12 protein-coding genes are annotated in these 11,688 nt (G+C 28.1%); all 12 read left to right on the top strand.

Annotation, left to right across the window (positions count from 1 at the left end):
* Window positions 1–648: 648 nt before the first annotated feature.
* The 12 genes from rpmH to TVTCOM_RS19595 all read left to right on the top strand — a co-directional run bounded on the left by rpmH (window position 649) and on the right by TVTCOM_RS19595 (window position 11,250).
* Complete coding sequence (gene rpmH / locus TVTCOM_RS19650) at window positions 649–783, top strand: 50S ribosomal protein L34 (RefSeq protein ID WP_039679955.1); 135 nt, start codon at window positions 649–651, stop codon at window positions 781–783.
* A 75-nt stretch (window positions 784–858) separates the two neighbouring features.
* Window positions 859–1,200, top strand: a complete 342-nt coding sequence (gene rnpA, locus TVTCOM_RS19645; protein WP_434797887.1) for a ribonuclease P protein component — start codon at window positions 859–861, stop codon at window positions 1,198–1,200.
* A gap of 45 nt (window positions 1,201–1,245) precedes the next feature.
* Window positions 1,246–1,497 carry a membrane protein insertion efficiency factor YidD gene (yidD, locus tag TVTCOM_RS19640; RefSeq protein ID WP_434797886.1) on the top strand — a complete coding sequence of 84 codons (252 nt, stop codon included), beginning with the start codon at window positions 1,246–1,248 and terminating at the stop codon, window positions 1,495–1,497.
* A gap of 23 nt (window positions 1,498–1,520) precedes the next feature.
* On the top strand, window positions 1,521–2,270 hold the full coding sequence (locus TVTCOM_RS19635; protein ID WP_434797885.1) for a YidC/Oxa1 family membrane protein insertase: 750 nt from the start codon (window positions 1,521–1,523) through the stop codon (window positions 2,268–2,270).
* Window positions 2,233–2,871, top strand: coding sequence for an RNA-binding cell elongation regulator Jag/EloR (gene jag / locus TVTCOM_RS19630; protein WP_434797884.1), 639 nt, complete (start codon window positions 2,233–2,235; stop codon window positions 2,869–2,871). Before TVTCOM_RS19635 ends, jag begins: the two co-directional genes overlap by 38 nt.
* 134 nt (window positions 2,872–3,005) lie before the next feature.
* The gene (gene mnmE / locus TVTCOM_RS19625) at window positions 3,006–4,385 is read left to right on the top strand and encodes a tRNA uridine-5-carboxymethylaminomethyl(34) synthesis GTPase MnmE (RefSeq protein WP_434797883.1); all 1,380 of its coding nucleotides are present in this window, start codon (window positions 3,006–3,008) and stop codon (window positions 4,383–4,385) included.
* Between the two features lie 83 nt (window positions 4,386–4,468).
* Window positions 4,469–6,364: a tRNA uridine-5-carboxymethylaminomethyl(34) synthesis enzyme MnmG gene (gene mnmG / locus TVTCOM_RS19620; RefSeq protein WP_434797882.1), complete on the top strand. Its 1,896-nt coding sequence runs from the start codon at window positions 4,469–4,471 to the stop codon at window positions 6,362–6,364.
* Window positions 6,357–7,076 (top strand): 16S rRNA (guanine(527)-N(7))-methyltransferase RsmG, encoded by a 720-nt coding sequence (gene rsmG, locus TVTCOM_RS19615; RefSeq protein WP_434797881.1) that lies wholly within the window; start codon window positions 6,357–6,359, stop codon window positions 7,074–7,076. The genes mnmG and rsmG overlap by 8 nt, the downstream gene beginning before the upstream one ends.
* A 148-nt stretch (window positions 7,077–7,224) precedes the next feature.
* Window positions 7,225–8,010: a nucleoid occlusion protein gene (gene noc, locus TVTCOM_RS19610; protein WP_434797880.1), complete on the top strand. Its 786-nt coding sequence runs from the start codon at window positions 7,225–7,227 to the stop codon at window positions 8,008–8,010.
* A gap of 55 nt (window positions 8,011–8,065) precedes the next feature.
* A complete protein-coding gene (locus tag TVTCOM_RS19605; RefSeq protein ID WP_434797879.1) occupies window positions 8,066–8,839 on the top strand; it encodes a ParA family protein in 774 nt (257 codons plus the stop codon).
* 1 nt (window position 8,840) lies between these two features.
* Window positions 8,841–9,710, top strand: a complete 870-nt coding sequence (locus TVTCOM_RS19600) for a ParB/RepB/Spo0J family partition protein (RefSeq protein ID WP_434797878.1) — start codon at window positions 8,841–8,843, stop codon at window positions 9,708–9,710.
* 247 nt (window positions 9,711–9,957) lie between these two features.
* Window positions 9,958–11,250 carry a tetratricopeptide repeat protein gene (locus tag TVTCOM_RS19595; protein WP_434797877.1) on the top strand — a complete coding sequence of 431 codons (1,293 nt, stop codon included), beginning with the start codon at window positions 9,958–9,960 and terminating at the stop codon, window positions 11,248–11,250.
* Window positions 11,251–11,688 lie beyond the last annotated feature (438 nt).

The raw sequence follows: 11,688 nt of genomic DNA, 5'->3' as shown, positions 1-11,688 counted from the left end.
AAGTATAAACCTCCGAACTAAATAATTAACATTTTCCACAAAGTTATTAACAAAAATTGACGAAAGATAAGTGGATAAAAAATATAAACTTTAACTTTGGGATAAAATGTGGATAATATTTTAATAAATAAAATTATCAAAAATAATTTAAAAGATATAAACAGGATGTATATAAACTTATAAATAGTAAAATATATAGTAAAACTTTTCATTTACTCAATTATTGTCTAAGATATGAAAACTTATTCACAATTTAATCCACAGATTGTGTATAAGTTTAATATGTTAGTATTTATTATTAACATTATCAACAAGTATATTTATAATATCAGAATATATGTCAAACTTCAATATGTTCTGAACAAATTATCCACAATTATGTCGTACTGTGAATAATTTATTCAACAATAGAAAAATAAAGAAATTACCTTATATATGTAGTAATAATATATATATTTTTGGAAACTATGAATTTTAAGATTTAAAAATTAAACAATAAAAAACTAAGGTTAATTTAAGATTTAATGGCTACAAAACACGTTGACAACAAATATAAAAGGATTTATAATAATATGTGTTATGTTTACTTTGACAGTAAAGTTATTATTTTTATAAACGGAAAAAAATTGTGAAAGGCGGTGCAATATAATGAAAAGAACTTATCAGCCAAAAAAGAGACAAAGAAAAAAAGAGCATGGATTCAGAAAAAGAATGAAAACTTCTAACGGAAGAAATGTTTTAAAAAGAAGAAGATCTAAAGGAAGAAATAGATTAACTCATTAATAATTAAAAAGGCCGCTTTAATAGTGGCCTTTTTATGTAATTTATTACATAGCTGTGTTTACGGAGGATATTAATATGAACTTTAAAGAAACACAAGGCTTAAAAAAAGATTCAGATTTTAGGAAAGTTTATAAGTATGGAAAGTCTATTGCAAATAGATTATTAGTTATGTATACGCTTCCAAATAAGTCTGACAATAATCGTGTTGGTATATCCGTTTCAAAAAAAGTAGGTAAGGCCAATGTGCGAAATAAAGCTAGAAGAAGAATAAAAGAATCGTATAGGTTAAATATAGATGGTAATGTAAAATCTGGTTATGACATAGTATTTATAGCTAGAGTTGCCATAAAGGATGCTGAGTATACTGACATTGAAAAAGCAATGAAGCATTTGATTAAAAAGGCAAATTTATTTTAAAACTATACATATTTAATAACGTCTGTTTTATGGAGGTTAAAATTGTTGAATAAAATAGTATATATATGGAAGGGAATAAATACATGCTTATCGAAGTTATGTATTTACTTGATAAGATTTTACCAAAAGTATATATCTCCTTTGAAGGGACCTACCTGTAGGTTTTATCCTACTTGTTCTCAATACGCAATAGAAGCTTTCAAGAAATATGGATTGTTTAAAGGTATGTATTTGTCAATAAAAAGGGTTTTAAAGTGTCATCCATTTCATCCAGGAGGATACGATCCTCTAAAATAAGCGTACTAATAGGAGGTATACAATTGAGTATTATAAGTAATGTATTAGGTCATATACTTAGAGTTATTTTTGAGTTTGTGAATAATTATGGATTGTCTATAGTTGTATTTACGCTATTTGTAAGATTATTATTAGTTCCTTTAATGGTAAAACAAATAAAATCTCAAAAAGCAATGCAAGACATCCAACCTAAAATAAAGGAAATTCAAGAAAAATATAAAAATAAGCCAGAAAAACAGCAAGAAGAGCTAATGAAGATTTATAAAGAAGCAAAGATTAATCCACTAGCTGGTTGTTTGCCATTATTAATACAAATGCCTATTTTAATAGGACTATTTAATGTATTAAAAAACCCTGTACGTTATGGTGTATTTACGAATGCAGATGTGGCAGCACAAGCAGCGCAAGCAGGTTTCTTATGGATCAAAGATATTTCTGCAACAGGAAGTATCAGTCTAGCATTACTTTCAGGTATAAGTGCTTACTTCATGCAAAAAATGATGACTACTGGAGATGAGCAAACTGAAAATATGATGAAAAGTATGACATATGTAATGGCAGCAATGTCATTATTCTGGGGATATACTTTCCAAGCAGGTCTTGCAATATATTGGATAACAAGTAACTTGTTCTCTATAGCTCAATATCAATTAATAACAAGTCCTTTAAAAGCTAAACTGGCTGATTCTAAGGAGGCAGAAGTTAAAGATGAAAAATCAGGAAAACCTAACAACGATGAAAAGTCAAACAAAAAAGATAGAAATAAAAAGTAAGACTAAAGAAGAAGCCGTTCAGTCAGCATTACTGGAATTAGGTGTTGAAGAAAAAGACATTGAAGTAAAGGTTATTCAAAATCCTTCTAAGGGGTTTCTAAGACTCCTAGGTGCTAAAGAAGGAATATACGAAGTAACAGTAATAAAAAAAGAAGAAATAGAAGTTGCTAGAGAATTTATAGAAAATATTCTATTAAATTCTAAGATAAATGCTAAAGTTAATGCCACTCAAGAGGATAATTTAATTAAAATTAGCATTGAAGGAAAAGAAGCTACTTGTTTAATTGGAAGAAGAGGAGAAACTCTTGACGCAGTACAATTTTTAACTGGACTAGCTTTAAATAAAATCAACAAAGATTCTCATATGAGAGTATTAGTTGATATAGAAAATTATAGAAATAAAAGAGAAGAATCATTAGTTAGATATGCTAGAAAAGTTGCTCGTGAAGTAGCAAAAACTAGAAGAACAAAAAAATTAGACTATATGAATCCTTATGAAAGAAGAATAGTTCATTCGGCTTTACAAAACGATAAGTATGTAATTACTTATAGTGAAGGAACAGATCCATATAGAAGACTAGTGATTGAATATAAAAGATAAATGACAAAATTCAAACCTCCTAACTATTTAGGGGGTTTAATTTTTGTAATTTATTTAATATAATGATAAAATTAAGATTATAATTTTAATTATTAGTTAAGAATTTAAAATAGATTAATTATAGAGGTGATATTATGTTTATAGATGATACTATAGCAGCAATTGCAACAGCACCAGGAGAGGGTGGAATAGGCATAATAAGAATTAGTGGAAGTAAGGCTCTTACAGTAGCACAGGAGATATTTAAGTCTGTATCAGGAAAAGATATAACAGACTATAATGCTCGTACTCTAATATATGGACATATATTAGATGGCAATAAAAAAATAGATGAAGTGTTACTTGCTTTCATGAAAGGACCTAATTCTTATACAGCAGAAGATGTAATAGAAATAAATTGCCACGGTGGATTTATTTCTGTAAAAAAAATATTAGAATTAATATTAAGTAAAGACGTAAGACTTGCAGATGAAGGTGAGTTTACAAAGAGAGCATTCTTGAATGGAAGAATAGATTTATCTCAAGCAGAAGCTGTAATTGATGTAATTAAGGCAAAAACAGATAAAGCTCAAGAGGTAGCTCAAAGCCATTTAAATGGTTCATTAGCTAATAAAATAAAAGAATTAAGATTTAAAGTTACGGAAGTTTTAGCACATTTAACAGTTTCCATAGATTTTGGTGAAGAAGATGTTGAAGAAATAACTTATGCAATGCTTACTGAGAGTGCACAAGGATTAAGAAGTGAAATAAAATCATTGTATGACTCAGCTGAAAGTGGAAAAGTTTTAAGAGACGGACTAAAAACAGTTATAGTTGGTAAACCAAATGTAGGAAAATCATCATTACTAAACTATATTTTAGGAGAAAATAGAGCCATAGTTACTGAAATAGCTGGAACAACAAGAGATGTAATAGAAGAGTTCGTTAATATAAAGGGAATTCCTTTAAAAATTGTTGATACAGCAGGTATAAGAGAAACAGAAGATATAGTTGAAAAAATAGGTGTAGAAAGATCTAGAGAATCATTTAATTCAGCAGACTTAGTAATAATCGTAATAGATGGTTCAAAGGAATTGTCACAAGAAGACAAAGAAATATTAGAACAAGCAGTAGATAAAAAGACTATTGTTTTATTAAACAAAAATGATCTTAATCAAGTTGTGTCAGAGGAACAAATAGCTAAATATGTTGACAAGGATAGTATAATAAAAATATCAGCATTAAAGAATGAAGGTATCGAACAGGTTCACAACAAGATTGAATCTATGGTATTTAAAGGAGATGTAAGAAGTAATTCAAGTGTAGTGATTACAAACTCTAGGCATAAAGATGCATTACTAAAAGCATACAATGCTATAAATGATGCTATAGATGGAATAGACCAAAGGTTACCATATGATTTCATAGAAGTTGATTTTAAGAATATATGGAACTATTTGGGATATATAAATGGAGATACTGTACAGGAAGATTTACTAGATACTATATTTGCAAACTTTTGTATTGGAAAATAAATAAAATAAAGTTACTTTATAAATGAAACGATTAATAAGATATTAATGTTTAACGTGAAACATTGTTTAAGAAAGGAGAAATCATGCAAACATATAATGCAGGAAGTTATGATGTAATTGTTGTTGGAGCAGGACATGCTGGTTGTGAAGCAGCATTAGCTACAGCAAGAATGGGTCATAAAACACTAATAATAACATTAACACTAGACTCAATTGGAATGATGCCATGTAACCCATCTATAGGTGGAACAGGTAAAGGACAATTAGTTAAAGAAATAGATGCTCTTGGTGGAGAAATGGGTATAAATATAGACAAGACATTTATACAAAGTAGAATGTTAAATACAGCAAAAGGACCAGCTGTACATTCTTTAAGAGCACAAGCAGATAAGTTTAAATATCACACAGAAATGAAAAAAACTCTTGAAAACGAGTCAAACTTGGATATAGCTATGGATGAAGTTGTAGATATACTTCATGATGGAAAAGTTGTAACAGGAGTAGTAACTAAATTAGGGTGTGCTTATAATGCCAAAGCAGTTATACTTGCAACTGGAGTTTATTTAAATTCATTAATTTATATAGGTGAAGGAACATTTAAAGAAGGTCCTAATGGATTAGGATATGCAGCTTCTTTAACAGATAAATTAATTGATTTAGGTTTAAATATGAGAAGATTCAAAACAGGTACGCCTGCTAGAATTCATAAGGATAGTATAGATTTCTCTCAAATGGAGATTCAAGAGGGAGATGAAAGAATAACGCCATTCTCATTTATGAGTGAAAATTTACAGATAGATCAAGCACCTTGTTATTTAGCAAGAACAAATACAGATACACACAAGGTTATAATGGATAATATTGAAAGATCGGCTATGTACAGTGGGAAAGTGAATGCTACTGGGGCTAGATACTGTCCATCAATAGAAGATAAAGTTGTAAGATTCAGTGATAAAGAATCACATCAAACATTTATTGAGCCGGAAGGATTAGATACTAAAGAAATGTATATCCAAGGTATATCAACAAGTTTGCCTTTTGAAGTACAAGTTCAAATATATAAATCAATGAGAGGTCTTGAAAATGCTCAAATAATGAGACCTGCTTATGCGATTGAGTATGACTGTATAGACCCTACACAGTTGAAAGCTACTTTAGAAATAAAAGTAACAGAAAACTTATACAGTGCAGGGCAATTTAATGGTACATCAGGATATGAAGAAGCAGCAGCTCAAGGTCTTATAGCAGGTATAAATGCTGCATTAAAAATTGAAGGAAAAGAACCTTTTATATTAGATAGATCAGAAGGATATATAGGCGTTCTTATAGATGATTTAGTAACTAAAGGAACTAATGAACCATATAGAATGATGACTTCCAGAGCAGAGTATAGATTATACTTAAGACAAGATAATGCAGATAGAAGACTTACTGAAAAAGGTCATGATATAGGTCTTGTTAAAGAAGAGAGATACATCAGATATCTTGCTAAAAAATCAGAAGTTGAAAAGGAATTAGAAAGATTAAAAACAGAAAGAGTAACTCCAAAAGAAGTTAACCATATACTTGCTGAAGTTGGTGGTTCAGAGATAAAATTAGGTTTATCATTATACGAATTCCTAAAACGTCCAGAAGTAACTTACAGTATTTTAGAACAAATAGGAAAAGATGCTGGAGAAGAAGTATCTGATGATATTAAAGAACAATGTGTAATTATGTCAAAATACGAAGGTTATATAGACAAACAATTAAAGCAAATAGATCAATTTAAAAAATTAGAAAATAGAAAACTTCCTGAAGATATAAATTATTCTTCAATAGAGGGTTTAAGATTAGAAGCTAGACAAAAACTAGATGCTATAAAACCTGTATCTATAGGACAAGCTTCTCGTATTTCAGGTGTTTCTCCTGCAGATATATCAGTTTTACTTATTTATTTAGAACAAATGAGAAAAACTAGAGGAGGAAACAATGAATAACCTAGAAGTATTAAAATCAGGTATAGAAGGCTTTGGTTTAGAAGTAACTGATGAAAAACTTCAAAACTTAAAAAAATATAGAAAAATATTAGTTGAATGGAATAAAGTAATGAATTTAACAGGTATAGAAGAAGAAAGAGAAGTGTACATAAAGCACTTCTTAGACTCTATATCTGCTGTAACGAATAATTATATAAATGATGATACATCGCTAATAGATGTGGGTACTGGAGCAGGTTTCCCAGGTATGCCACTAAAAATTTGTTTAGATAATTTAAACTTAACTTTGTTAGACTCACTAAATAAAAGAATAAGCTTTTTACAAGAAGTTGCAAGTGAATTAAATTTAAAAGGGATAGAGTTTATTCATGGTAGAGCTGAAGATTTTGGCAAAAGTGAAGAATACAGAGAAAAATTTGATGTTGCTACAGCAAGAGCCGTTGCTGGGCTACCAATATTAATGGAATTTTGTGTTCCGTTTGTAAAAGTTGGGGGATATTTCATATGCTTAAAAGGACCAAATGCTAATTTAGAACTAGAAGAGTCTAAATTAGCTATGGAAGCTTTGGGAATAGAATTTGTTGAAAAAATAGATATTAAGTTACCAGATTTAGAATTAAATCATAATATATTAGTATTCAAAAAAATTAAGAATACCCCATCAAAATATCCAAGAAAAGCAGGCAAACCATCTAAAAATCCTATAAAATAAATAATATAGAGAAATATAGAAGGAAAATAATATTAAATGAAGAAATAAATACTCATAAAGGGAAATAATTTCTCTTTGTGAGTAGAAAATCAAAATAAATTTACATAAATTGCAGTAAAAATATATTTATCAATAAGAGAGGGATGTTATGGAAGAAAAAATAGTTAAAGAGATACCAGTTGATAAAATAATTCCTAATCCATATCAACCAAGAAAAGTATTTTCAATCAATGCATTAGAAGAATTAAGTAAGTCTATAAAAGAGTACGGAATACTTCAACCAATTACTGTTAGACAAAAAGAAGATGGATATGAGTTAGTTGCGGGGGAAAGAAGGCTAAGAGCAGCAAAGTTAGCTGAGCTAAAAACTATACCAGCAATAATAAATAATATGTCAGATCAATATTCTGCAGTTCTAGCTTTATTAGAAAATTTACAAAGAGAAGATTTGAATTTTATAGAGGAATCTCTAGGATATGAGAATTTAATAAAAGAACATAATTTTACTCAACAACAGTTGGCTGGAAAATTAGGCAAAAACCAATCAACCATAGCTAATAAGCTTAGGATACTAAAGCTTCCTGATAACGTAAAGCAATATCTTGTTGAGAATGGCTTGACTGAAAGACATGCGAGAGCATTGCTTAAGTTACCTAATGAAGAACTAATGATGGAAATTATTCAAAAAGTAGTTAAACAAGAGCTTACAGTTAAGAAAACAGAAAAATTAATAAATGATACATTAGAAGCTTTAAAAGCAGAGAGTGAACCTGAAAAGAAACAGAATATAAAATGCTCAGTAGGTATTAGAATATATCTTAATACATTAAAACAAGCATATGATGCCATAAAGAATACAGGAATTGAAGCAAAGTATAATGAAATAGATAAGGGAGATTACATGGAAGTTGTAGTCAAAATTCCTAAAAAATAAGGGGTTACTGCTTAGCAGTAATCTTTTTTTAAAACAAGAAAAGGGGGAAGTCTTTATGGGAAAATCTGTAGCAATTTTTAATCAAAAAGGTGGAGTAGGAAAGACAACAACTAATGTTAACTTAAGTGCAAGTTTAGGACAATTAGGGAAAAAAGTGTTAGTTTTAGACATGGATCCCCAAGGGAATACTACTAGTGGTTATGGAATTGATAAAAATACTGTAGAAAATACTATATATGAAGTTATAATAGATGGTTTAGATATAAGAGAAGCTATTATTGACACAGAATTTGATAATATACAGATTATAGCATCAGCTAGTGAGTTGGCTGGGGCAGAAATAGAGTTGGCGAATGAAAGTGATCGAGAGTATAAATTAAGGGATAGTATAGAAAAAATCAAAGATGAATATGATTATATTTTTATAGACTGTCCTCCTTCTTTAGGCATGCTTACTATAAACTCATTGACTGCAGTTGATAGTGTTTTAATACCTATACAATGTGAATATTATGCATTAGAAGGTGTTAGTCAACTAATGTCAACATATAAATTAGTAAAAAATAGATTAAATCCTAAGATTGAAATACAAGGTGTAGTTCTTAGCATGTTTGATGGAAGAGCAAATTTATCTATTCAGGTTGTTGAAGAAGTAAAAAAATACTTCAAAGGGAGTGTATATACTACATTAATTCCTAGAAATGTAAGACTTGCTGAGGCACCAAGCTATGGAAAACCGGTGATTTATTATGATTCAAAATGTAGGGGAACATTAGCATATAAAGAGTTAGCAGAAGAATTTATTGAATTAGAGGAGGATGTAATATAGTATGGATAATACACCTAGAAGAAGTAAAAGATTAGGAAAAGGTCTTAGCGCTTTAATTCCTGAAATAAATGACGAGGTTGATAAAAAAGAGATTGTACAAATAAAATTGAGCAATATACGACCTAACAAAAACCAACCAAGAAAAGAATTTGATGAAGAAAGAATAAAAGCCTTATCTGATTCTATAAAAAATGTAGGAGTACTGCAACCGATAGTTTTAAAACCTACAGATGAAAATAATTATATGATTATAGCAGGTGAGAGAAGATACAGAGCATCTATTATGGCAGGAAAAGAAGAAATACCAGCGGTAATTAAGGATATACCGGTTAAAGATATAATGGAAATTGCTCTTATAGAAAACTTACAAAGGGAAGATTTAAATGCTATAGAAGAAGCTTTAGCCTATAAAAGTTTAATAGAGAATTACAAGGTCACTCAAGAAGAGCTATCAGAGGCAGTTGGAAAAAGTAGACCTCATATTACAAATACTTTAAGATTGCTAAATTTACAGAAAAAAGTAATTAGAATGATTGAAAATGGAAAAATAACACCAGGTCATGGAAAAGCATTACTTAGAATAGAAAATCATGATCAACAATTAGAAATAGCTAACAAAATAGTTACAGATGATTTATCTGTTAGAGTAGTAGAAGAAATAGCTAAAAAAATTATTTCTAGCAAAGAAGTTAAGAAATCAGAAGAAAAGCAAAAAGATATTTATATAATTGATGCAGAAGAAAAACTCTCCAATATATTTGGAACACAGGTAAATATATCAAAGGGCAAGAAAAAAGGTAAAATAGAAATAGTATACAATAATGAAGAAGAATTGAATGATATATTGTCCATAATGATGGATGAAGATTAATAGATATAAAAGAAGGTATTAATTAAATTTATACCTTCTTTTATATGTTAAAAAACCATAAGTTTTATGAAAAAATTTATAATTAAATTTAAATATTTAATGCATTTTTTATAATATTAAATATTTATACACAAAAAATATAATTAGGAAAAGGAATATTTTAGTGATGTTTTTAATGTAAATATAAGTTATAATTATATTATAAAATGAGAATAACTTAAAAAAAAGGGGGGAAGTAAATAATATAATGAATATATTAAGTTTAGGGGAAAAAATAAAAAAGCTTAGAAAAGAACAAAATATGACATTAAAGGAATTAGCTGGAGATAGAATTACAGCTGCTCAGATAAGTCATATTGAAAGAGACAAATCACATACAAGTTATGAGTTGTTGGAATATTTGTCGAATAAATTAGGAGTAAGTGTAGATTATTTATTAGAAACAAAAGAGATGCAATCTAAAAAAATAACAGATAATCTTATACTAAAAAGTGAAATTTATATTAAATGTGATGAGCTAGAAAAGGCAGAAGAGCAAATAAAAGAAATTATAGATATATGTAAAGAGTACAAGTTAAATGAAAGCTACGGTAAATGTAATAACTTACTAGCTGAGATTAATTGCAAAAAAGAAGATTATACTTGTGCAGTATATTATTACGAAAAAGCACTATATTATTTTATAAAAAATGAAGATAAAGATGATATATATAATTGTTATGTTAATATAGGAAATATATATATGATAGATAAATTCTACAAGGGAGCCCTAACTCGTTTTATGTTTGCAAAAGAGGTTCTAGACGAAAGTAATATAGAAGATGCAGACATATATAAGGAGTTATACAGTAAGATCTCCGAGTGTTATATGAAATTGAATCAACCACAAAAATCACTAGAATTTATGGAAAAAATCGATCGAATAGATAATGAAGACTGTATAAAAGAAGAGGTAAACATTTTAGTATTAAAAGCTAAAAACTTATTAAATGTTGGGAAATATTCAGAATCTAAAGAATGCTTTAACAAGGCATTAGAAATAATAGAAAAAGAAGAAAATAAAAATAGATTAGCTAAAGTATATTTGTCTATGAGTAAGATTTATTCCGAAATGGGAGACATAGATAAGCACTTAGAATATTCTCAAAAGGTGTATGATATTACAAAGAGAGATGAAAATCAATATATGATGGAAAGCTTGTTTAATATGATTGACTCTTATGTAAAAAGAGGAGAATATGATATGGCTCAAAGATATTGTAAATTAGCTTTAGTTTCATCTATCAAAAATAAAGATAAATACTATGAGTATAAGTCGTTAAAATTCTATTCTGATATGTATAAGAATAAAGATGAAGTAGAAGCATCAATAGATTATTTAAACAAGTGTATAGATATTGCAAAAGGTTTAGAAAATAAGAAAATACTAGCTAGCTTATATATTGAATTAGGAAGGTTATATTCTAGTATATCAAAAGAAAAAGAATTAGAATGTTATCAAAAAGGTGTTATTATATATAAAGAGTTAGATATTATATAATATTAAATATTGCTGTGGAAAAGCTTTTTATTGTTATGATTATTTAAAATATGATAATAACAAATTTACATTTGTATTCTCAATTGGTATAATTATGGTATTGAAGTAATTTATTACTATAATTATATCTACATAGAATAAATAAAAGACTTTTTATTTAAAGGCTGAAGCAATAAGGTTAAATAATTTTATTAAAATAAATAATACTATCAGTCTTAATTCATTTCAATCCACTAAAATAATTAAGGCAAAGCGACTATTAATGTTCATATTGATACTACTTCTTAAAATATTTATTATAAAAAGTAGTATTGTATCTATTGATTTTCAACTGAAAATATAAAAAGTATGGTGTTTAATATGTTGGGGGACTTATTGAATATCATAAAAAGTAATGCAACAAAAGCAAAATCTAAATTAGTAAGGAGGTTGATTGTC

This window comes from Terrisporobacter vanillatitrophus, from assembly GCF_051148895.1.
Classification (GTDB): domain Bacteria; phylum Bacillota; class Clostridia; order Peptostreptococcales; family Peptostreptococcaceae; genus Terrisporobacter; species Terrisporobacter vanillatitrophus.
Note: the sequence above shows the minus strand (reverse complement) of the source record. Positions and strands in the feature narration are given on the sequence as shown.